Origin of the sequence: Streptomyces microflavus, assembly GCF_014650075.1 — a bacterium.
In the GTDB taxonomy this organism is placed as follows: domain Bacteria; phylum Actinomycetota; class Actinomycetes; order Streptomycetales; family Streptomycetaceae; genus Streptomyces; species Streptomyces microflavus.
Genome location: NZ_BMUG01000002.1, coordinates 461,584 through 483,277, shown reverse-complemented (window position 1 = coordinate 483,277; position 21,694 = coordinate 461,584). Strand labels below are relative to the sequence as shown.

Below are 21,694 nucleotides of genomic sequence, written 5' to 3'. Positions count from 1 at the left end.
GTCGCCATAGAGCGCACGCGTCACCTTCTTAGGGGCACGCGTCACTCCGTGAAGGCCGCGCACACCGCCTCGTACTCACGGGTCCACCACACCGCCAGGGCCGACACCGCAGGGAACTGCGGGTCGGCCCTTCGGTCGTCCAGGCGGTAGCGCCAGCGGAGTATCCAGAAGTCGTTGAGCCGCTCCCACCACACCCGGTGCACGGCGGCGGCCAGTTCGGCCCCTGCCGCCCCCGCCGCACGCCGGTACGCGCGGGCGTACGCCCGTACCTTCGCCAGGTCCAGCTCCCCGCCCGGCTGCACGAAGAAGATGGCCGCCGCCCGGACCGCCTCCTCGGCGCGCGGCTGCACCCCCAGCCGGTCCCAGTCCACGATGGCGACCGGATCGGCGCCCCGGTAGAGCAGGTTGAGCGGGTGGAAGTCCCCGTGCACCCACCCGGTGGCGGGCCCGTCCGGCGTCGGGGGCCGGCGGTGAGCGTGCCGTTCCAGCAGCGCCCGGCGCTCCACGAGGCGGTGCACGGCGAGTTCGTCGAACGCGTCGCGGGGGCTGTCCCGGGGGCGCTGCCCGCGCGCCACGGCCAGCAGTTCGTCGATCAGCGCGAAGGTGTCGGCGGCGTGCGGACTGCCGTAACCGGCCGGTAAGGGCCCGTCGGACGGCTCGGGTTCACCGTCCGCCGGCATGACCTGCTCAAGAGCGGTGTGTACGGCTCCGAGGAGCGTCCCGAGACGCCGGGACTGGTGGGGGGTGAGCTGGGATCCGACCCGGTGCAGGCCGTCGACCCAGGGGTGCAGGGCGTAGCAGCGGTCACCGATCACGGTGACCGTGGTGCCCTCCGCGTCCGTCAGGGGCGGGACGACGGGCACGCCGAGGGAGGCCAGGCGCTGGGTGGCGCGGTGCTGGCGCACGATCGTGGCGCGTTCACCGGTGGCGTCGTCGATGTGCTTCTTGTCGAGATGGTGCTTGAGGAAGTAGGAGCCGCGGGTGGTGGACACGCGGTATCCGTGGTTCAGCAGGCCCTTGGTGATCGGCTCGCAGGCGAGCGGTTCTCCCACGTTTGGGTAGCGGCGCAGCACCTCGCCGACCGGAGGAACTGGTGGGCGGGTTACATATGAGCGCGGCACTTACCAAATGGTAGATCACGCTACGTGGCGGACAAGCTGACTTGCGCCGAAGTCCAGAGTGTGCTCTGTGACGAAGTGCGGATCGACCCGGAGATAGGCCGGAGCGAAGGGTTCCCCGTTGGCGCTGACGGGGGCGGCTCCGAAGAGTTCTGCCTGCTCGGGGCAGGGGTGGACGATCTCGGCGGGCCCGGTGAACTGCACCGACCACAGGTCGTCGCCCTCATCGGCCGAGGCGGCGTTGTAGTTGTCCGCCCCATAGGCGACGACGCTCCCGTCGCACGCCTCGTGGTAGCCGAAACCGCTGTGCATCCGCAGCAGGATCCGGCCGTCGCTCACGATGTGCCGGGCCACCGCCAGGAACGGCAGGGCCCGCATGCTGGTGGCGAGACGGCCGTACGGGACCCGGCCGAGCAGCTCGATCGGCGAGACCGGCGCGGGCGCGGGGGATTCGTCGGAGGGCATACGGTCCACTGTCCGGCACACGTAGGGGCCGGGTAAGAGTCCCCGGCCCCGGGTGGCCCGGGACCAAAGTCCCTCAGGCCCTCCTCAGGTCAGCGGCGCTCGGCCTGGAGCCGCGCGACGTACGCGGCCGCCTGCGAGCGGCGCTCCATGCCCAGCTTGGACAGCAGGCTGGAGACGTAGTTCTTGATCGTCTTCTCGGCGAGGTGCAGCCGCTCCCCGATGACCCGGTTGGTCAGCCCCTCCCCGATCAGGTCCAGGATCTTGCGCTCCTGCTCGGTCAGCCCGGAGAGCTTGTCGTCGCCCTTGGCGGTGCCGCCGTCGCGCAGCCGTTCCAGTACCCGGGCGGTCGCCACCGGGTCCAGCAGGGATTTCCCGGCGGCGACGTCCCGTACGGCATTGAGCAGTTCATTGCCCCGGATCGCCTTCAGTACATATCCCGACGCGCCGGCCATGATCGCGTCGAAAAGGGCCTCGTCATCGGCGTACGAGGTGAGCATCAGGCATTTGATGTTCTCGTCCAGCGAACGGACCTCGCGGCACACCTCCACGCCACTGCCGTCGGGCAGCCGGACGTCGAGCACCGCCACATCGGGGCGCGTCGCCGGGATCCTGACCAGCGCGTCGGCGGCCGTGCCCGCCTCGCCGACCACCTCGATGTCGGGCTCGGAGGCCAGCAGCTCATGGACGCCACGCCGGACGACCTCGTGATCGTCGAGCAGAAATACCGTGATTTTTCCATCTTCGCGCACGATCGCAGTCTCACATACTCGCCTCCGCTCCGCTCTTCCCTGCCGCTGATCCGCGGGATAACGTGCCGTTGTTCCGGCGGCCTGCAAGGCTGTTACCAGTGCTGTGACCAGCAGAGCTTCGCGATTTTTTCGATTTACTTGGAAATCCAAGCAAAATCGCAGGTCAGATAGGGTTTCGCAGTTATGCGATGCACTGGGTAACGTGCCTATGACAGGGCGCTCGCCGGGGCACCTGTCACGCCTGTATCCCGGCCGAGAAGCACCCACCCCGTGCACGGGTCCGGACACAGGCGAGCCGCACTGGTTCCCGGCAGACCCCGGGGGCCGGACCGACGGAGGAGCACGCACGTGACCGTGGAGAGCACTGCCGCCGCGCGTAAACCGCGACGCGCCAGTAAGCGGACCAGCGCCGCGAAGACGCCACAGAGTTCCGAGCCCCAGCTCGTGCAGCTGCTGACGCCCGAGGGCGAGCGTGTCGAGCACCCGGACTACAGCATCGACCTGAGCGCGGACGAGCTGCGCGGTCTGTACCGGGACATGGTTCTGACCCGCCGCTTCGACGCCGAGGCGACCGCACTGCAGCGCCAGGGGGAGCTGGGCCTGTGGGCCTCGCTGCTCGGCCAGGAGGCCGCGCAGATCGGCAGCGGCCGGGCGCTGCGCGACGACGACTACGTCTTCCCGACCTACCGCGAGCACGGCGTGGCCTGGTGCCGCGGGGTCGACCCCACCAACCTGCTGGGCATGTTCCGCGGGGTGAACCATGGTGGCTGGGACCCGACGACCAACAACTTCCACCTGTACACGATCGTCATCGGCTCGCAGACCCTGCACGCCACCGGCTACGCCATGGGCGTCGCCAAGGACGGCGCGGACTCGGCCGTGGTCGCGTACTTCGGTGACGGCGCCTCCAGCCAGGGCGACGTGGCCGAGGCGTTCACCTTCTCCGCGGTCTACAACGCCCCGGTCGTGTTCTTCTGCCAGAACAACCAGTGGGCCATCTCCGAGCCCACCGAGCGCCAGACCCGCGTGCCGCTCTACCAGCGCGCGCAGGGTTACGGCTTCCCCGGCGTCCGGGTCGACGGCAACGACGTACTCGCCTGTCTGGCCGTGACCCGCTCCGCCCTGGAGCGCGCCCGCCGCGGCGAGGGCCCGACCCTGGTCGAGGCGTTCACGTACCGCATGGGCGCCCACACCACCTCCGACGACCCGACGAAGTACCGGGCCGACGACGAGCGGGCCGCGTGGGAGGCCAAGGACCCGATCCTGCGGCTGCGCACGTACCTGGAGAAGGAGAAGCTCGCCGACGAGGCGTTCTTCACCGAGCTGGAGACGGAGAGCGAGACCCTCGGCAAGCGCGTACGCGAGGTGGTGCGGGCGATGCCCGACCCGGAGCCGATCTCCTTGTTCGAGCACGGCTACGCCGACGGCAACTCCCTCGTCGACGAGGAGCGTGCCCAGTTCGCCGCCTACCAGGCATCGTTCGCAGACTCCGCCGAGGAGGGCAAGTAGCCATGGCCGTGGAAAAGATGTCCATCGCGAAAGCGCTCAACGAGTCGCTGCGGCTGGCCCTCGAGACCGACCCCAAGGTCCTCATCATGGGTGAGGACGTCGGAAAGCTCGGCGGTGTCTTCCGCATCACCGACGGCCTCCAGAAGGACTTCGGCGAGGACCGGGTGATCGACACCCCGCTCGCCGAGTCCGGCATCGTCGGCACCGCGATCGGCCTGGCCCTGCGCGGCTACCGCCCGATCGTGGAGATCCAGTTCGACGGCTTCGTCTTCCCCGCGTACGACCAGATCGTCACGCAGCTCGCGAAGATGCACGCCCGCGCGCTCGGCAAGATCAAGCTGCCGGTCGTCGTCCGTATCCCGTACGGCGGTGGCATCGGCGCGGTCGAGCACCACAGCGAGTCCCCCGAGGCGCTCTTCGCCCATGTGGCGGGGCTGAAGGTGGTCTCGCCGTCCAACGCGAGCGACGCCTACTGGATGATGCAGCAGGCCGTCCAGAGCGACGACCCGATCATCTTCTTCGAGCCCAAGCGGCGCTACTGGGACAAGGGCGAGGTCGACACCGAGTCCATCCCCGGCCCGCTGCACAAGGCGGTACGCGTCCGGGAGGGCAGCGACCTCACGCTCGTCGCGTACGGCCCGATGGTGAAGGTCTGCCTGGAAGCGGCCGCGGCCGCCCAGGAGGAGGGCAAGTCGGTCGAGGTCCTGGACCTGCGCTCGATGTCCCCCATCGACTTCGACGCCATCCAGACGTCGGTCGAGAAGACCGGCCGGCTCGTGGTCGTCCACGAGGCGCCCGTCTTCTACGGCTCCGGCGCGGAGATCGCCGCCCGCATCACCGAGCGCAGCTTCTACCACCTCGAAGCGCCGGTGCTCAGGGTCGGCGGCTACCACGTGCCCTACCCGCCGGCCCGGCTGGAGGACGAGTACCTGCCGGGTCTGGACCGGGTGCTCGACGCCGTCGACCGCTCGCTTGCGTACTGAGGAGAGAGGGGTCGTGACGACGATGACGCAAACGTCCGCTCGCTTCCGCGAGTTCAAGATGCCCGACGTGGGCGAGGGGCTCACCGAGGCCGAGATCCTCAAGTGGTTCGTCCAGCCCGGTGACACGGTCACCGACGGCCAGGTCGTCTGTGAGGTCGAGACGGCGAAGGCGGCGGTGGAGCTGCCGATCCCGTTCGACGGTGTGGTGCACGAGCTGCGGTTCGCCGAAGGTACGACGGTCGACGTCGGCGAGGTGATCATCACGGTGGATGTGGCGCCGGGGAGCGAGGACGCCCCCGCTCCGGCCGCTGCTCCCGCCCAGGAGCCGGTCGAGGCCGCCCCCGCCGAGGAGCCGAAGGGCCGGACGCCGGTCCTGGTCGGCTACGGGGTCGCCGAGTCCTCCACCAAGCGCCGCCCGCGCAAGGGGGCCGCTCCGGAGGCCGCCGCGGTCGCGGCGGCGGTCCAGGCGGAGCTGAACGGGCACGGTTCCGCGGCTCCCGTGGCCGATGCTCCTCCGGTCGGCCGCCCGCTGGCCAAGCCGCCGGTACGGAAGCTCGCCAAGGACCTGGGGATCGACCTGGCGACGGTGGTGCCGACCGGCAAGGACGGCATCATCACCCGCGAGGACGTGCACGCGGCGGCGGCTCCGGCTGCTCCGGCTGCGGCGCCTGAGGTCGCTGAGCCGGTCGCGGTGAGTGTCCCCGTGACCCCGGCCACGGTCGGCTCGGCTCGCGAGACCCGCATCCCGGTCAAGGGGGTCCGCAAGGCGATCGCGCAGGCGATGGTCGGATCGGCCTTCACCGCGCCGCACGTCACCGAGTTCGTGACGGTCGACGTGACGCGCACGATGAAGCTGGTGGCGGAGCTCAAGGAGGACAAGGAGATGGCGGGGGTGCGGGTCAACCCGCTCCTGATCATCGCCAAGGCCCTCCTGGTCGCGATCAAGCGGAACCCCGAGGTCAACGCGGCCTGGGACGAGGCCAACCAGGAGATCGTGCAGAAGCACTACGTGAACCTGGGGATCGCGGCGGCCACCCCGCGCGGCCTGATCGTGCCGAACATCAAGGACGCGCACGACAAGACGCTGCCGCAGCTCGCGGCGGCCCTGGGCGAGCTGGTCGCCACGGCGAGGGACGGCAAGACGTCCCCGGCGGCGATGGCGGGCGGCACGGTGACCATCACCAACGTCGGCGTCTTCGGCGTCGACACGGGCACCCCGATCCTGAACCCCGGCGAGTCCGCGATCCTGGCGGTCGGCGCGATCAAGCTCCAGCCGTGGGTGCACAAGGGCAAGGTGAAGCCGCGTCAGGTCACCACGCTGGCGCTCTCCTTCGACCACCGCCTGGTCGACGGCGAGCTGGGCTCCAAGGTGCTGGCCGATGTGGCGGCGATCCTGGAGCAGCCGAAGCGCCTGATCACCTGGGCGTGACCGCGTCTCCCGGCCGGCCGGGCGTCGATCGGTAGGACGCGATCGCCGGAAAGCGAAGGGGCCCGGCCCGCACACATCGTGCGGGCCGGGCCCCTTGCTCGTACGCGCGGGTGGGCTACTTCTTGAACCCGTAGTCCATGAGCTTCTTCGCGTCGGCCGTGCGGTTCGCCTCGGAGGACGAGGTGAGCACCGTACCGATGACGGTCTTGCCCTTGCGCGTCGCCGCGAAGACCAGGCAGTACTTGGCGGTCGGGCCGGAGCCCGTCTTCACGCCGATCGCTCCGCTGTAGCTGCTGAGCATCTTGTTGGTGTTGGTCCACGCCATGTTGCGGTAGCCACCGCTCTTGGTCGTGACCTTCTGCTTCGTCGACTTCGTCTTGACGATCGAGCGGAAGGTGGAGTTCTTCATGGCCTTGTTGGCGATGACCGTCAGGTCACGGGGGGTCGAGTAGTTGTTCCCGCCCCCTATGCCGTCGAACGAGTCGAAGCGGGTGTTCTTCAGCTTGAGGCTCTTCGCCGTGGAGTTCATCTTGCCGATGAACGACTTCACGCGGGCCGCACGGGTCTTGCCGGCGCCGAACTTGTCGGCCAGGGCGTACGCCGCGTCGCAGCCGGACGGGAGCATCAGGCCGTAGAGGAGCTGGCCCACGGTGACCTTGTCGCCGACGATGAGCCGGGCGGACGAGGCGTTCTTCGAGACGATGTAGTCGCTGTACGCCTTCTGGATGGTGACCTTGCTCTTGAGGTTCACGTTCTTCTGCGACAGCACCACGAGTGCGGTCATGATCTTCGTGGTGGAGCCGGTGGAGCGGCGGGTGTCCGCGGCCTTGCTGTAAAGGGCCTTGCCGGTGCCGCTGTTCATCACGAAGCCGCCCTTGGCGACGATCTTCGGAACCGGCGGCGCGGCGGCCTGTGCCGTCGAGGCGAAGGCGCCGCTCGCGAGCACCGCACCCGCGGTGAGTGCCACGGTGCTCATGATGGTGACGCGATTGATGCGCTTGATCCCGATTTTCAACTGAACGCTCCAAATGCCCCTGATATGCGGCCACATAAGGGTGCCGCTCGGTGGTGAGACTCCTGAGGCGGGTGAATGGATGTGTTCCCGAACGGGTGAATTTGCGCAGACTTGACCTTGGCCGCCCCAGTGGTAGTGGCGGCGGCTCAGCTCAGGCGTAGGAGGAAAGCAGTTCGTCCAGCGTCCAGATCGTGGCCCGTACCCCGGACGTACGCGCGAGATAGCGGTCCCGCTCGATGAGGATGTTGAGGTCGCCGCAGCCGAGCCGGTTGCAGGCGTGCTCGATCAGGCTGCTGCCCGTGCTGCCGCCGTCCACGAGTGCCTGGAGGTGGGCTGCGTCCCACTCGACCTCATTGAGCGCCCAGGGGGCCTTACCTTCGATCACCGTGGTCAGTACGCCGGAGAGCCGTTCCGCGCAGGACCGGCGAGCCCGGCCGTCCGAGACCTGGGCGATGTGATTGCCCGTTTCGATGATCGCGGTGACCGGCAGCAGAAGATCGGTCTCCCGCCGTTCGCGTTTACTCTTCAGCTCATCGATCACCTGCTTGCGGTCCTGGCACTTGCCGGGGACCTCCAGCAGATTGCACAGGACCGACGTGTCGACGAATTCCACCCCCCGAGCCACAGGATCACCCGATCCCGAGGAGCCGGTCGAATTCGGCGTAGTCCTGTCCGCCGCGCTCTTCCCGCATCAGCCGGCCGTGGGTCACCACATCACCCAGCGGGCCCGCTCCCATCGCCGTGGCGTAGCCGTTTAGCTCGGTGAGCCTTGTCAGGAGGCTGGTGCCCGTCGCGCGGTCCCGGGAGCAGACGATGACGCCCTGATGGTCATCGCCGCTGAGGGCGGAGAGCAGTGCGGGGCTGTGGGTGGTGATCAGGACGCGAGTCGTGCTCTCGGCAGCCGCTCCTCGGACGAGTCGCAGGACCTCCGCGGCCTGGGAGGGGTGCAGCCCATTCTCCAACTCCTCGATGACCAAGGTCAGGGAGCGGTCAACTCCGAAGATCACTGTCGGCCCCAGCTCCAACCCGTCGCCCCCGGTCAGCAGAGACGTCGTGATCGCGAGGAACCTGAGCATGCCGTCACTCATCTCGCGGGCGGGAGTCACCCCCAAGGCGCCCTCATCAAGCGCGAGCATGACGTCTCCCAGCTCCGACCTCGTGACAAGCAGGCGTTCGATGTCGTGATCCACCAGTCCGCGGAGGAGGTCGACAAGGTTGCCGAAGAGCTCGGGGTCGTGGCGCTGGACGCGGCCGATTGCTGCTGAAAGGTTCTCGGCCGTCCTGCGTAGGTGAATGTCGCGGGCTGGCACGTATTGCCGCATGAGATGCGGCACCGGGTCCAGGTGGAACGCGCCAGTGAGCGCGCTCAGGACGGCAGCGCCCGCCCAGAGGGCGTGAATTTCGCCCTCGCTGTCTCCGCCGACGCGCATCGCCAGTTGCGCCGTCAGAAGCCGGTCGTTGAGGAACAGAGCACTGGGGTTGCGGCCAGGCTTCCCGTTGTGCCAGGCAGCACCGATATGGTGCCTGCGCTGACTCGGCTCTCCGCTGATGAGCAGCGGCTTGATGCCTGTGGCTGTGGGGCCGGTCAGCCGCTCTTCGAGGATACGGACTTCCGGTTCTACCTGAATGGTCACGTCGAGTGTGATGGGGCCGCCCTCCGTGCTGACCGTGCAGCCCAGCGAGAACCGGTCCGAACCGTGCGGCACGCACCCGCTCAGCCCGCCCCGCACCGGTCCCGCAGCGCTGCGTCGGCTTTCCAGGGCCTCGCTGATGTCGTCCCCGCGCGCCAGCCGGGAGAGGACTTCCAGCCCGTCCAGTGCGTTCGACTTGCCGCTGCTGTTGCGTCCGATCAGGACGGTCAGGGGCGCCAAGGGGAGCACCGCACCGTGGAAGCTCTTGAACGCGGTGAGACGTACCTCTTCGATGGCGTGACCTGTCACTTGCTCAACGTAGCGCACGCTACGCAGACCATGTAGCGCACGCTGCGAAGCACGCCTTCGACGCAGGAAACCGGTCACGGTCCAGAATCCGGACGCGGCTCCTCCATGCGTGCATGTTGTATCTATGCTGTGCGCATGCCTGCCGCACCCTCCGCTCCCGCCCGGTCGCCCCACACCTCTCTCAAGCGGCCGCCCGCCGCCGAGCGCGTCTACACGCACATCAAGGAGGCGGTCCTGGACCGTCGTTACGAGGGCGGGACGCTGCTCACCGAGGGGGGTCTCGCGGACGCGGTAGGGGTGTCGCGTACGCCCGTACGGGAGGCGCTGCTGCGGCTGGAGGTCGAGGGGCTGATCAAGCTCTACCCGAAGAAGGGCGCCCTCGTGCTCGCCGTCTCCGCGCAGGAGATCAAGGACGTGGTGGAGACCCGGCTGCTGGTGGAGGAGTTCGCGGCGCGTAAAGCCGTGCCCGCGTCGCCCCAGTTGATCGCGCGGCTCGAACAGTTCCTGGAGGAGCAGCGGCAGCTGGCGGAGGTCGGGGATCTGGCGGCGGTGGCCGTGAAGGACCGCTGTTTCCACGCCGAGATCGTGAAGCACGCGGGCAACGAGATCCTCTCGCGCCTCTACGACCAGCTGCGGGACCGTCAGTTGCGGATGGGCGTCGCGGTGATGGAGGCGCACCCGGGCAGGATCGAGGCCAACATCACCGAGCACGGTGAGCTGCTGGAGGCGATCCGGGCCGGGGACGCGGAGGGTGCCGCGCAGGTCGTGCGGCGCCATGTCGGCCGGGTGCGGGTGCTGGTCCGGGGTGAGGACCGGTGAGTTCGGCCGCCGCCCCCACGCTCTCGCTGCCCGGTGACCCGCCCGGGGGCCGGCGCGCCGCCTGGGTCTGGGGGATCGGCGTCGCGGTCTACTTCGTCGCGATCATCTTCCGTACGAGCCTGGGTGTGGCCGGCCTCGACGCCGCCGACCGGTTCGACGTCAACGCGTCGGCCCTGTCGACGTTCTCCATCCTCCAGCTCCTCGTCTACGCGGGCATGCAGATACCCGTGGGGCTGATGGTCGACCGGCTCGGCACCAAGCGGGTCCTCACCATCGGGGCCGTCCTGTTCACGGTCGGACAGCTCGGCTTCGCGCTCTCCCCCTCGTACGGCATGGCGCTGGCCGCCCGCGCCCTGCTCGGCTGCGGCGACGCGATGACGTTCATCAGCGTGCTGCGGCTCGGCAGCCGCTGGTTCCCCGCCCGGCGCGGCCCGCTGATCGGCCAGGTCGCCGCGCTGTTCGGGATGGCGGGCAACCTCGTCTCGACGCTCTTCATCGCGCGGGCGCTGCACAGCTTCGGCTGGACCACGACCTTCGCCGGCAGCGCGGGGGCGGGTGTGGTCGTGCTCGTTCTGCTGCTGCTCTTCCTCAAGGACCACCCCGAGGGGCACGAGCCGCCGCCCGCCGAGCACGCGGGCGGCGCGTACGTCCGCAAGCAGATCGCCGCCGCCTGGCGGGAGCCGGGGACCCGGCTCGGGATGTGGGTGCACTTCACCACCCAGTTCCCGGCGATGGTGTTCCTGCTGCTCTGGGGGATGCCGTTTCTCGTGGAGGCCCAGGGGCTCAGCCGGGGGACGGCGGGCACGCTGCTCACCCTGGTGGTGCTCTCCAACATGGTGGTGGGGCTCGTCTACGGGCAGGTCATCGCCCGCCACCACGAGGCACGGACCCCCATCGCCCTGGGCACGGTCGCGACGACCGCCCTTCTCTGGGCCTGCGCGATCTTCTATCCCGCCGATCACACGCCGATGTGGCTGCTGACCGTCCTGTGCGTGGTGCTGGGCGCCTGCGGGCCCGCCTCGATGGTCGGCTTCGACTTCGCCCGGCCGGCCAATCCACCGGAGCGTCAGGGCACCGCGTCGGGGATCGTCAACATGGGCGGGTTCATCGCCTCCATGACGACGCTGTTCGCCGTCGGGGTGCTGCTGGACGCGACGGGCGGCAACTACCGGGCCGCCTTCGCCTCGGTCTTCGTCCTGGAGGCGCTCGGCGTCACCCAGATCCTGCGGCTGCGCCGCCGCGCGGCGCTCAGGGAACGCGACCACCATGTGGTGAGCCGGGTGGAGGCCGTGCACGTACCCGCGTAACCCGTGCGGCTATGTGCTCGGCGGCGCGCCCGCCCATCCGTGGAGTACGGGGCGGGCGCCGCCGAGAGCTACGGGGTGACGGCGAAGTGGTCCAGGATCGCGGTGGCCAGCTCCTGGTCGCCCTCGGCCTTGATCCGGTCGGCGACTGCGGTGTGGCGGACCCGGCCGCAGGCGAGGCGTACGTACGTCTCCCAGTCCATCGAGAGGGTCACGGCCGGGCCCAGCGAGGGGGAGCCGTCGATCGAACCGCGGCCGTCGGCGTCGACCCGTACCGTCCGCAGGAACTCCACCGGGCCGTGCACGTCCAGCACCACCGCCGAGTTGGCCGGGGCGCCCGCGTCCTTCGCTACCACCTTCGGCAGCGCGCTGAGCAGGGCGTCCCGGGTGATGTGGGCGCCGGGGGAGTCCAGGTTGCCCGGCTGGCCGAGCGTCGCCCGCAGGTCCTGCTCGTGCACCCAGACGTCGAAGGCCCGCATGTTGTGCGCCACTTCGAGGGTCTGCTCGGCGCCCAGGGGCGCGCGGACCATCGTCTCCGGGGCACGGGACTCGTTGCGGAGCTGCCGGGCACGGCGGATGAGCACGTACTCCAGCTCGGACGTCATCTCGGGCGCGGTGTGGTGGCGCCGGACGTCGACCTGCATCTCCATGTACCGGGTGAAGTCGTTCTGTACGTGGTAGAGGTCGCGCGGCAGCGTGTGGATCGGGCGCGGGTCGCCGAGCATCTCGCACTCCATGCCGATGACGTGCGACACGATGTCCCGCACCGACCATCCGGGGCACGGCGTACGGCGGTTCCACTCCCCCTCCGCGAGTGGCTTGACCAGGTCGGCTATCGCTTCGATGGAGTGAGTCGCGGAGTCGGCGTAGGTCTGGAGGCTGGGATGGACGGTCACGGGACCCCTCGGCGGTTCTTCGGTGCATGGGCTGGAGAGCAGGGAGTGCCGGCGGGCGGGCCGGCACGGACGACGCTGTCGTGGGCTGCGGGCTGCGGGCTACGTGGAGGTTCAGTCGCCTAAGTTACGCTGCGAGCAGGCACCCCGGCAGTGCTTTCGTGTGACGATCGTAGGCCCGTGTTGACGGCTCGAATGCCAGGACGGTGGTAGTGTGCGCGCCTCCCTCATCCAGATCGCAGTAGACCCGGACGAATCCGTCGAGGCCCGGCGGCAGCGAGCGGCCTCCCTGGTGGTCGCCCAGCGCGGCTCCGACCTGGTCGTCCTGCCCGAGCTCTGGCCGGTCGGGGCGTTCGCCTACACCGTGTTCGAGGAGGAGGCCGAGCCGCTCCGGGGCCCCACCCACGAGGTGATGGCGAAGGCGGCCGCCGAGGCCGGGGTCTGGCTGCACGCGGGCTCCTTCGTCGAGCGCGCGCCGGACGGCACCCTCTACAACACCACGCTCGTCTTCGCACCGGACGGCGGGCGCTCGGCGGTCTACCGAAAGATCCACCGCTTCGGCTTCGACAAGGGCGAGGCGGTGATGATGGGCGCGGGCGAGGAGCTGGTGACCGTCGCCCTGCCGCAGACCACCCTGGGCCTGGCCACCTGTTACGACCTGCGCTTCCCGGAGCAGTTCCGCGGGCTCGTCGACGCGGGCGCCGAGACGCTCGTCGTGGCGGCCGGCTGGCCCGAGCGCCGCCGCGCGCACTGGACGCTCCTCGCACAGGCCCGGGCCGTTGAGAACCAGGCGTACGTCCTCGCCGTCGGCACGGCCGGCACCCACGCCGACATCCCGCAGGCCGGGCACAGCATCGTCGTCGACCCGTGGGGCGAGATCCTCGCCGAGGCCGGGTCGGACGAGGAGATCCTGACCGTGGAGTTCGACCCGGCGAAGGTGGGCGCGACCAGGGAGCAGTTCCCGGCGCTGAAGGACCGCCGCCTGGGACTCGCGCCGCCCAGCTGAGGGTCCCCGCTGAGGGCTGCCCCGCACGGGGCCGGGGTGCCTGCCTACAGTGAGCGCCATGGCTGAACCGGGCAGTGCCGACTCGACATTGCTCCGTGGCACGGCGATCTTCGCCGCCGCTGTCACGGTGGTCCTCTACCTCTTCGGCCTCCTCCTCGTCGGCGTTGCGCTCAGCGAGGCCGAGTCGGGGGCGGACTCGACGCCCATGCACCAGTGCCGCGACGCGGGCGACCTGCCTCAGAACGTACAGGTGGACGCGCGCCAGGTGCAGTTCCTGCCGCTGCGCGTCCTGTGCCGCACCCCCGACGGCAGGGAGTTCACCAGCGGGGACGTCCCGCCCTGGCTCAACCCCACCCTGGCGGTCTCCTTCGCGGCCACCGTCGCCCTTACGGCAGCCGCCTTCGTACAGGCGGACCGACGGGCGGCAGCGCGCCAGGCGTCGGCACGTTCCTGAACCCCACGCTGTTTCACGTGAAACAACGAACTCCCGAGCGAGGGCGGGTGCTCAGCCCTCGTTCTCCTTGTCCGCCAGCACGATCACACACATCGACACGGCGATCAGCAGCGCGATGTCCGCGTCCTCCCGCACCACGTCGATGCCGTACGTGTCCCGGATCGTCAGCCAGCGCCGCGAGACCTGGGCCAGCAGCTCACCGTCGTACTCGATGGCGAACTCGCGGTCCAGGATCTTGCCGCTGACGTCGATCTCCGTCCCGTCCACCAGGGTCACCCGGTAGTGGTTGCGGAGCAGTGAGAGCCGCTTGCGCTTGACCTTGGCCAGCTCCTCGCCGCCGCGCTCGATCAGCATGGTGTCGCGCAGGCTCATCAGCTTCTGGCGCAGCTCGACCAGCACCCGGCCGTCGGCGTCCTTCAGCTCGAAGGTGTCGCGCAGCCGCATGGCCTTGCCGTCGACCAGGAAGACCTTGCGGCCCTCGGTGTCCTCGATCCAGTAGTCGTCACCGATGGCGAACAGGCGCTCACGCACGAGAAGTCTCATGCGACACAGGTTCCCCCGGGCCCCGGCGGAATGCGTGCAGGTGGGGGCGGTGTTGACTTGTGGCATGGCAACACGTGCACGCGTCCGCGCCCCCGAACTCATCGGCAAGGGCGGCTGGCTCAATACAGGCGACCGGCAGTACACCCTCTCCGAACTGCGAGGACGCATCGTCATCCTCGATTTCTGGACGTTCTGCTGTGTGAACTGCCTGCATGTCCTGGATGAGCTGCGGGAGCTGGAGGAGAAGCACCGCGACACCGTGGTGATCATCGGGGTCCACTCGCCGAAGTTCGTCCACGAGGCCGAGCACCAGGCCGTCGTCGACGCCGTCGAGCGGTACGAGGTCCACCACCCGGTGCTCGACGACCCCGAGCTGGCCACCTGGAAGCAGTACGCCGTCCGGGCCTGGCCGACGCTCGTCGTCATCGACCCCGAGGGCTATGTCGTCGCCCAGCACGCGGGCGAGGGCCACGCGCACGCCATCGAGAAGCTGGTGGAGGAGCTGGAGGCCGAGCACGGGGCCAAGGGCACGCTCCGCCGGGGCGACGGCCCCTACGTGGCGCCCGAGCCCGTCGCCACGCATCTGCGCTTCCCGGGCAAGGCGCTGCTCCTGCCCGACGGCGGCTTCCTCGTCTCCGACACCACCCGGCACCGCCTGGTCGAGCTGGACGAGGACGGCGAGACCGTACGGCGGCACTTCGGCACGGGCGAGCGGGGGCTGAGCGACGGCGGGCCGGACGAGGCCCGGTTCAGCGAGCCGCAGGGGCTCGCCGTGCTGCCCGACGGCCGTATCGCCGTCGCGGACACCGTCAACCACGCGATCCGCGCCCTGGACCTCACGACCGGCGTGACCAGCACCCTCGCCGGGACCGGCCGCCAGTGGTGGCAGGGGACCCCGACCAGCGGTCCGGCCCGCGAGGTGGACCTCTCCTCGCCGTGGGACCTGGCCTGGTTCGGCGACCGGCTCTGGATCGCCATGGCGGGCGTGCACCAGCTGTGGACGTACGACCCCGAGGACCAGTCCGTACGCGTCGCCGCCGGGACCACCAACGAGGGCCTGGTCGACGGACCGGCCGCCGAGGCCTGGTTCGCCCAGCCGTCCGGGCTCGCGGTCTCCGCCGACGGCGAGCGGCTCTGGATCGCCGACTCCGAGACCTCCGCCCTGCGCTGGGTCGACCGGGACGAGCACGTGCACACCGCCGTCGGCACCGGCCTCTTCGACTTCGGCCACCGCGACGGGGCGGCCTCCCAGGCGCTGCTCCAGCACCCGATCGGCGTGACCGCGCTGCCCGACGGGTCCGTGGCGATCTCGGACACGTACAACCACGCCCTGCGCCGCTACGACCCCGCGACCGACGAGGTCACCACGCTGGCCACCGACGTCCGCGAGCCCAGCGACGCGGTGCTGGTCGACGGGGACCTGGTCGTCGTCGAGTCCGCCCGCCACCGCCTCACCCGCCTGCGGCTGCCCGAGGAGGCCGTGCGCGTCGCCGAGCAGGCACACCGCACCCGGCGCGCCGCGACCGAGATCGCCCCGGGCACCCTCCGCCTCGATGTGGTCTTCCAGGCGCCGGCGGGCCAGAAGCTGGACACCCGGTACGGGCCGTCCACCCGGCTGCTGGTCTCCGCCACCCCGCCCGAGCTGCTCGCCGAGGGCTCCGGCGCGGGCACGGACCTCGGGCGCGACCTGGTCCTCGCGGACGGGGTCACCGAGGGCGTGCTGCACGTCTCCGCGATGGCGGCGTCCTGCGACGACGACCCGGCCAACGAGTACCCGGCCTGCCATGTCCACCAGCAGGACTGGGGCGTCCCCGTCCGCGTGACCGCTGAGGGAACGCCCCGGCTGCCGCTGGTGCTGGCAGGGATGGACAGCCCTTCCTGAGGGCTGGTGGCCCGTGGCGCCGACGGCTCAGAACTCGTCGGCGCCGTTGCGCAGCTCGGTGGTCCAGTAGCCGGTGGCCCACTTCTGCGGGTTGACGGCGAGGCCCTCGGGGGCGGGGGACTTCACGACCGCCGCCCCGCCCCCGTTGGCCTTCAGCGTCACCGTGAACTCCTGCACCGTCTCGGTGCTCTCCTTCCGGCCGCCCTCGGACATGCGCACCGCGGCATAGGCGGACTGACCGGGCTCCAGGATCACCGGGACCGCCGGCCTGCTCTTGGCGACGGGCGGGACGACGCCCCGCGCGTTGTCCAGGAAGTGGATGTGCGGGTACTCCTTCATCTCGCAGCCGGCGCCGGAGGTGTTCTTCGCGGTCAGCGTGAGGTGGGTGTAGGGCGGGCCGTCCTGGCGCTCGGCGGTGATCTGGAGGCCCTGCGCGGTGCAGAGGGGGGCGGAGGCACCCGAAGTGCCGCCGGAGGAAGAGGCGGACCCGGTGGTGCCGGAGCCCTTGGCCGTGCCGACGGCCTGCTCGGTGCCGCCGGACCCGGTGGTCCCGGTTTCCTGCGCGTCGTCGGTGGCCTTCTCCGACCCGGGCTGCGCTGCGACCGTCGCGCCGGCGCTCACCGCCGGACCGGCGGACTTGGTGCCGGTGTCGTTGTCACCGCAGGCGGTGAGGGTGAGGGCCAGGACCGCGGTGGTCGTGGCGGCCAGGACGGTGCTGCGGTTGCGGAACGTACGCACGGAGGCTCCCCCGGGAGTGGTGGTGGGACGGACGCCCGGTCGAGACGACCGCCCCGGGTTGCTGACAGGGATGACTCTGCCCGCCGCCGCTCACGTATCGCTGACGTCCGGCTGACGTCCGGGTGGCTCGCGTACCGGGTGGTGTCCCGGCCCGCTGCGCTCGGCGCTCAGCCCTCGCCGGAGAGCCGTCGCAGCGCCTCTTCGTGCCGTCGCCGGTGGTCGGCCCGTGCCGTCACGCGCAGCAGCGGTCCCAGCGCCCGTACGGCCCCCTCGTCGTACCCGGCGCGCTCCGCCTCCGTCGCCGCCCGGTCCAGCAGCCGTATACCCTCGTCCTCCTCGCCGAGCGCGACGCGGGCCTCGCCGCTGACGGCCAGCAGCAGGGTCCGGCGGGCCACCTCCTCGTGCTCGGGTCCCAGGTCGAGCGCCGTCCGGGCGGACGCCAGGGCGTCCTCGGGGCGTCCCGCGGTGAGCTGCATCCGGGCGAGGTGCTGGAGGGCGAGCATCTCGGTGTGCCGGTCCCCCTCCGTACGGGCCAGCTCGACGGCCTGTGCGCACCCTTCCTGTGCCGTGTCCAGCTCACCCAGTTCGGCCTGGACGACCGCCAGATTGATCAGCGCGGTCGCCTCCCCCAGCGGGTCGCCGGCCTGGCGGGCGAGCAGGGGCGAGCGCTCCAGGAGGGCGGCGGCCTCGCCGGTCCGGCCCTCCTCCGTCAGCACCCAGCCCAGCAGGGTGAGCACCCGCGATTCGGCGTACGCGTCCTTACCCGCGCGCGCCGAGTCGAGCGCCAGCTCCAGCAGCGGGGACCAGCTGTCCCGGGCCCGCCACACCACCTGCGGCCACTGGAGCAGGATGATCCGCCACGCCCGGTCGTCGAGTCCCGCGGCCCGGGCGGCGACGGCGGCCAGCGCCAGGTCGTCCCGCTCGGCGGCCAGCCAGCGCATCGCGGCCGTACGGTCGGCGAAGTCCCGTACGGCAGAGGGGCGACGGTAGTCGTCCGGCAGGACGAAGCAGGGCTCGCCGCCGGGCTCCGCGGTGTCGGCGACGACCAGGGCGGTGGCGATGTAGTGGTCGAGTACGCGGGCCAGCGCCTCGGACGCGGCGGCCGGGTCGAGCCCGCGGGCGTACAGGCGCACCAGGTCGTGCAGCACCCAGTGCCCGGGCGCGGTCTCGGTGACGAGGTGGGCCGCGGCCAGCCGTTCCAGCGCGGCGGTGGCGGTGACCGGGTCCGTCCCGGCCAGCGCGGCGGCCGTGTACAGGTCGAAGTGGCCGCCGGGATGGTGGCCGAGCCGGGCGAACTGGTGGACCGCTTCGGGCGGCAGGTGCTGGACGGTCAGCCGCAGGGCGGCTGCGACCCCGGTGTCGTCCACGTCGAGGTAGGCCAGCCGGGAGCGCTCGTCGGCCAGTTCGTCGGCCAGCGCGGCGAGCGTCCAGCGCGGGCGTCCGGCCAGCCGGGCGGCGGTGACGCGCAGGGCGAGCGGCAGTCCGCCGCAGAGCTCGGCGAGCCGGCGGGCCGCCACGGGTTCGGCGTGGACCCGCTCCTCGCCGAGCACCCCGGCGAACAGGGCCGTCCCGTCGTGGGGTTCGAGGGTGTCGAGCGGGACGGGCCGGGCAGCGTCCGAGGCGATCAGCCCTTCCAGCCGGTGGCGGCTGGTGACCAGCGTGACGCAGTCGCTGCCGCCCGGGAGCAGCGGCCGGACGGTGGCGGAGTCGCGGGCGTTGTCGAGGATCACCAGCAGCCGGCGCCGATCCGTCAGCGACCGGAAGAGCGCGGCCGCGGCCTGGACGGACTCCGGGACCCGGCGCGGTGCGACACCGAGCGCGAGCAGGAACTCCCGCAGTACGTCGATGAGCGCGGCCTCCCCGGCCTCGCTGAACCCGCGCAGGTCGGCGAAGAGCCGCCCGTCCGGGAAGAGCGCGGGGCTTCGGTGCGCCCACTGGAGGGCCAGCGCGGTCTTGCCCACCCCGGCAGGGCCGGTGACCAGACAGACGGGTGCCTCGCCCGCCGCCGCCCGGGTGAGCGCGGCCAGTTCGGGCCCGCGCCCGTGGAAGCCGCGGGGGGCGCGGGGGAGGAGGTCGGTGGCAGCGTCGTCGACCGCGGTGAGGGCTGCTGTGTTGCCGGACCTGGCGGCGGGAGCGGGACCGGGGCTGGGACGGGGATCGGTATTGCGTACGGGGGCGGCCTGGTCGGGTACGGCCGTGGGCGCCGCCCCGGGCCGGGGCCCGGTGGCGCTCACGGGCTCCGGGACGCCTCCGTCCCCGGGCTCGGCAGGTCCCGGTTCCCCCCGCAGGATCAGCGCGTACGCGTCGGCGAGTCCGGGGCCCGGGTCGACGCCCAGCTCGTCCGCGAGCAGCCGCCGGGTGCGGTGGAAGCGGTCCAGGGCCTCCGACTGGCGTCCCACCCGGTACAGGGCCAGCATCAGCGCCGCCGCGAGCGACTCCCGCAGCGGGTGCGCCGCCGTCTCCGCCGCCAGCAGGGCCGCCGCGCGGTGGTGTTCGCCCAGCGCTCCGTACGTGCGGGCCAGGTGCTCGACCGTCGCCAGCCGCGACTCCTCCAGCGAGTGCGCGGCCGCCCTGAGGGGTGGACCGGTGAGGGCGCCGCTGAGCGCGGGGCCCTGCCACAGGGACAGGGCCTCCTTGAGCATCAGGACCGTGTCGGCGGGGGAGCGTTGCTCCCGCGCCAGCATCAGCAGTTCCTCGAACCGCTGCGAGTCCAGCAGGGTCTCCGGCAACCGCAGGACGTACGCGTCGCCGACGGTGGCCAGTTCCACTCCGTACGCCTCCGCGTCCGCGCCCACCAGGAGGGTACGGAGACGGGAGACGTGCCCTTGGATCACGCTACGGGCGTGCAGCGGGGGTTCGTCGTCCCACAGGGAGTCCGTCAGCCTGCCGACGGTGACCGGGGTGTTGGGGGACAGCAGGAGCGCGGCCAGCAGGCTGCGCCGTTTCGCGGGTCCGAGCGGCAGGGGACCGGTGAGCGTTTCGACAGAGACCGTGCCGAGCAGCCGGAACTCCACGAGCGGCTCCCCTTCCGGGCGGGACGCGCCCGCGGTGGGGGCGCGGGATCCGTTCCAGAATATCGGGGCCGCCAGGCGCCGGACGCCGGGGTCACGCCTGGTAGGCGCCGGTTTTCGGCCGTCGGACGGGCCGGGCTCTCGCCTCTGTCGCCCGGCCGCGGCCGCCGGTCAGTGGTAGCGCTGCTGGTCGTCCTGGACGACCGTGGTGGTGGGCGGCACGACCATGCGCCGACGGCGCGCGATGCTCATGTAGACGAAGACCCCGATGAGGCCGACGAGCATCATGATCCAGCCGACCAGGTCGACATTGACGGTGTCCACCTTCCAGTCGGTCGCGAACGCCAGAATCGCGCCACCACCGATCAGGAGAATGCATCCTCCGAGTCCCATGAATCCCGCCTCCTTGACGATCCGGTGAATCCGGACCGGTGTACGGGTCGGGTACCCGGCCGGACAACAACCATGTCCGGGGCGCTCGTTGAGCGTGGGTGTCAGTCCGTCAGGAACGCCGTGAGCGCGTTCGCCAGCAGATACGGGTCGTCCGCCCCGCAGAGTTCACGGGCGCTGTGCATGGAGAGGATCGCGACCCCGATGTCCACGGTCTGGATGCCGTGCCGGGCGGCGGTGATCGGGCCGATCGTCGTGCCGCAGGGCATCGAGTTGTTGGAGACGAACGTCTGCCACGGCACGCCCGCCTTCTCGCAGGCGGCGGCGAACACCGCCCGGCCGCTGCCGTCGGTGGCGTACCGCATGTTGACGTTGACCTTGAGGATCGGCCCGCCGTTGGCGACCGGGTGGTGCGTCGGGTCGTGCCGCTCGGCGTAGTTGGGGTGCACGGCGTGGCCGGTGTCGGAGGAGAGGCAGACCGTTCCTGCGAAGGCGCGGGCGCGGTCCTCGTACGTACCGCCCCGGGCGAAGACCGAGCGCTCCAGGACCGTGCCCAGGAGCGGCCCGTCGGCCCCGGTGTCGGACTGCGAGCCGTTCTCCTCGTGGTCGAAGGCGGCAAGTACGGGGATGTACGGGAGCTCCTCGTCCGGCTGTCCGGCGACGGCGGCCAGGGCGGCGGTCGCGGCGTGCACGGACAGGAGGTTGTCCATCCTGGGCCCGGCGACCAGCTCCCGGTCGCGGCCCAGGTAGGACGGCGGCTCGATGGCGTGCGGCATGAGGTCCCAGCCGGTGACGTCCTCGGGGTCGACGCCGGCCTCTTCGGCGACGAAGCGGATCAGGTCGCCCTCCTCCACGTCCCCGAGCCCCCAGATCGGCTGCATGTGGCGCTGCCGGTCGAGCTTGAGGCCGTCGGTGTTGGCCGACCGGTCCAGGTGCACGGCCAGCTGCGGCACCCGCAGCAGCGCCCGGTCGATGTTGACCAGCCGGTGGGTGCCGTCCCGCAGCGAGATCCGCCCCGCGAGGCCCAGGTCCCGGTCGAGCCAGGTGTTCAGCAGCGTGCCGCCGTAGATCTCGACGGCGATCTGGCGCCAGCCGTGGGATCCGGTGTCGGGCAGCGGCTTCACCCGCAGGTTCGGGGAGTCGGTGTGCGCGCCGACGATCCGGAACGGGGTGTGCGCGGTCGCGCCCTCCGGGACGTACCAGGCGATGATCGCTCCGCCGCGGAGCACGTACTTCCCGCCGGCGGTCGCGTCCCAGGCGGCGGTCTCCTCGACCTGGCGGAATCCGGCCACCTGAAGCCGGGCGGCCGCGTTGGCCACGGCGTGGTACGGGGACGGGCTCGCCGCCAGGAAGGACATCAGATCATCGGTGTGCGCACGGTCGAACCGGTGGCGAGAACTCATGGTCTTCACTGTATCGAGGGACCCGCGTCCGCTATCCGGTGAC

General features: G+C 71.0%; 20 protein-coding genes. 8 read left to right on the top strand and 12 right to left on the bottom strand.

Annotated elements, in window-relative coordinates:
- Positions 1–41: 41 nt before the first annotated feature.
- The 3 genes from IE264_RS07225 to IE264_RS07215 all read right to left on the bottom strand — a co-directional run bounded on the left by IE264_RS07225 (position 42) and on the right by IE264_RS07215 (position 2,332).
- A complete protein-coding gene (locus IE264_RS07225) occupies positions 42–1,073 on the bottom strand; it encodes a phosphotransferase enzyme family protein (RefSeq protein ID WP_032755907.1) in 1,032 nt (343 codons plus the stop codon).
- Between the two features lie 63 nt (positions 1,074–1,136).
- Entirely contained in the window at positions 1,137–1,583 is a 447-nt protein-coding gene (locus IE264_RS07220; RefSeq protein WP_032755909.1) for a pyridoxamine 5'-phosphate oxidase family protein, read from the bottom strand.
- 89 nt (positions 1,584–1,672) lie between these two features.
- On the bottom strand, positions 1,673–2,332 hold the full coding sequence (locus IE264_RS07215) for a response regulator (protein WP_015609760.1): 660 nt from the start codon (positions 2,330–2,332) through the stop codon (positions 1,673–1,675).
- A 348-nt stretch (positions 2,333–2,680) separates the two neighbouring features.
- Between IE264_RS07215 and pdhA the strand changes: the two genes are divergently transcribed.
- Genes pdhA through IE264_RS07200 form a run of 3 tightly spaced genes read left to right on the top strand, consistent with a single transcriptional unit; the run spans position 2,681 to position 6,253 of the window.
- Complete coding sequence (gene pdhA / locus IE264_RS07210) at positions 2,681–3,841, top strand: pyruvate dehydrogenase (acetyl-transferring) E1 component subunit alpha (RefSeq protein ID WP_015609759.1); 1,161 nt, start codon at positions 2,681–2,683, stop codon at positions 3,839–3,841.
- 2 nt (positions 3,842–3,843) lie between these two features.
- A complete protein-coding gene (locus IE264_RS07205; protein ID WP_032755911.1) occupies positions 3,844–4,824 on the top strand; it encodes an alpha-ketoacid dehydrogenase subunit beta in 981 nt (326 codons plus the stop codon).
- Between the two features lie 13 nt (positions 4,825–4,837).
- Complete coding sequence (locus IE264_RS07200; RefSeq protein ID WP_032755913.1) at positions 4,838–6,253, top strand: dihydrolipoamide acetyltransferase family protein; 1,416 nt, start codon at positions 4,838–4,840, stop codon at positions 6,251–6,253.
- A gap of 115 nt (positions 6,254–6,368) precedes the next feature.
- Here IE264_RS07200 and IE264_RS07195 read toward each other — a convergent pair whose 3' ends face one another.
- The 3 genes from IE264_RS07195 to IE264_RS07185 all read right to left on the bottom strand — a co-directional run bounded on the left by IE264_RS07195 (position 6,369) and on the right by IE264_RS07185 (position 9,208).
- Positions 6,369–7,268: a D-alanyl-D-alanine carboxypeptidase family protein gene (locus IE264_RS07195; RefSeq protein ID WP_032755915.1), complete on the bottom strand. Its 900-nt coding sequence runs from the start codon at positions 7,266–7,268 to the stop codon at positions 6,369–6,371.
- Positions 7,269–7,419: 151 nt separating this feature from the next.
- On the bottom strand, positions 7,420–7,881 hold the full coding sequence (locus IE264_RS07190) for a hypothetical protein (RefSeq protein ID WP_078657416.1): 462 nt from the start codon (positions 7,879–7,881) through the stop codon (positions 7,420–7,422).
- Between the two features lie 16 nt (positions 7,882–7,897).
- The gene (locus IE264_RS07185) at positions 7,898–9,208 is read right to left on the bottom strand and encodes an AAA family ATPase (protein ID WP_032756187.1); all 1,311 of its coding nucleotides are present in this window, start codon (positions 9,206–9,208) and stop codon (positions 7,898–7,900) included.
- 135 nt (positions 9,209–9,343) lie between these two features.
- Here IE264_RS07185 and IE264_RS07180 point away from each other — a divergent pair, with 135 nt between their 5' ends.
- Both IE264_RS07180 and IE264_RS07175 read left to right on the top strand, forming a co-directional pair.
- Positions 9,344–10,027: a GntR family transcriptional regulator gene (locus IE264_RS07180; RefSeq protein ID WP_032756189.1), complete on the top strand. Its 684-nt coding sequence runs from the start codon at positions 9,344–9,346 to the stop codon at positions 10,025–10,027.
- A complete protein-coding gene (locus IE264_RS07175) occupies positions 10,024–11,334 on the top strand; it encodes an MFS transporter (RefSeq protein ID WP_032755919.1) in 1,311 nt (436 codons plus the stop codon). Before IE264_RS07180 ends, IE264_RS07175 begins: the two co-directional genes overlap by 4 nt.
- Positions 11,335–11,402: 68 nt before the next feature.
- Here IE264_RS07175 and IE264_RS07170 read toward each other — a convergent pair whose 3' ends face one another.
- Positions 11,403–12,227 (bottom strand): maleylpyruvate isomerase family mycothiol-dependent enzyme, encoded by an 825-nt coding sequence (locus tag IE264_RS07170; protein ID WP_015609751.1) that lies wholly within the window; start codon positions 12,225–12,227, stop codon positions 11,403–11,405.
- 211 nt (positions 12,228–12,438) lie between these two features.
- On the opposite strand from IE264_RS07170, the gene IE264_RS07165 reads away from it, so the two are divergent.
- Together IE264_RS07165 and IE264_RS07160 are read left to right on the top strand one after the other, a co-directional pair.
- Positions 12,439–13,230 (top strand): carbon-nitrogen family hydrolase, encoded by a 792-nt coding sequence (locus IE264_RS07165; protein WP_032755920.1) that lies wholly within the window; start codon positions 12,439–12,441, stop codon positions 13,228–13,230.
- Between the two features lie 58 nt (positions 13,231–13,288).
- Positions 13,289–13,684 (top strand): hypothetical protein, encoded by a 396-nt coding sequence (locus IE264_RS07160; RefSeq protein ID WP_032755921.1) that lies wholly within the window; start codon positions 13,289–13,291, stop codon positions 13,682–13,684.
- Between the two features lie 51 nt (positions 13,685–13,735).
- Here IE264_RS07160 and IE264_RS07155 read toward each other — a convergent pair whose 3' ends face one another.
- On the bottom strand, positions 13,736–14,227 hold the full coding sequence (locus IE264_RS07155; RefSeq protein WP_015609748.1) for an LURP-one-related/scramblase family protein: 492 nt from the start codon (positions 14,225–14,227) through the stop codon (positions 13,736–13,738).
- Positions 14,228–14,291: 64 nt separating this feature from the next.
- Here IE264_RS07155 and IE264_RS07150 point away from each other — a divergent pair, with 64 nt between their 5' ends.
- Positions 14,292–16,109: an NHL domain-containing thioredoxin family protein gene (locus tag IE264_RS07150; RefSeq protein WP_032755922.1), complete on the top strand. Its 1,818-nt coding sequence runs from the start codon at positions 14,292–14,294 to the stop codon at positions 16,107–16,109.
- Positions 16,110–16,136: 27 nt separating this feature from the next.
- On the opposite strand, the gene IE264_RS07145 is transcribed toward IE264_RS07150, so the two are convergent.
- The 4 genes from IE264_RS07145 to IE264_RS07130 all read right to left on the bottom strand — a co-directional run bounded on the left by IE264_RS07145 (position 16,137) and on the right by IE264_RS07130 (position 21,651).
- Positions 16,137–16,847: a DUF4232 domain-containing protein gene (locus IE264_RS07145; RefSeq protein WP_032755923.1), complete on the bottom strand. Its 711-nt coding sequence runs from the start codon at positions 16,845–16,847 to the stop codon at positions 16,137–16,139.
- Positions 16,848–17,014: 167 nt separating this feature from the next.
- Positions 17,015–19,861, bottom strand: coding sequence for an AfsR/SARP family transcriptional regulator (locus tag IE264_RS07140; RefSeq protein ID WP_032755924.1), 2,847 nt, complete (start codon positions 19,859–19,861; stop codon positions 17,015–17,017).
- Positions 19,862–20,029: 168 nt separating this feature from the next.
- Entirely contained in the window at positions 20,030–20,251 is a 222-nt protein-coding gene (locus IE264_RS07135) for a DUF6458 family protein (protein ID WP_015609744.1), read from the bottom strand.
- Positions 20,252–20,352: 101 nt separating this feature from the next.
- Positions 20,353–21,651, bottom strand: a complete 1,299-nt coding sequence (locus tag IE264_RS07130; protein WP_032756191.1) for a M18 family aminopeptidase — start codon at positions 21,649–21,651, stop codon at positions 20,353–20,355.
- Positions 21,652–21,694 lie beyond the last annotated feature (43 nt).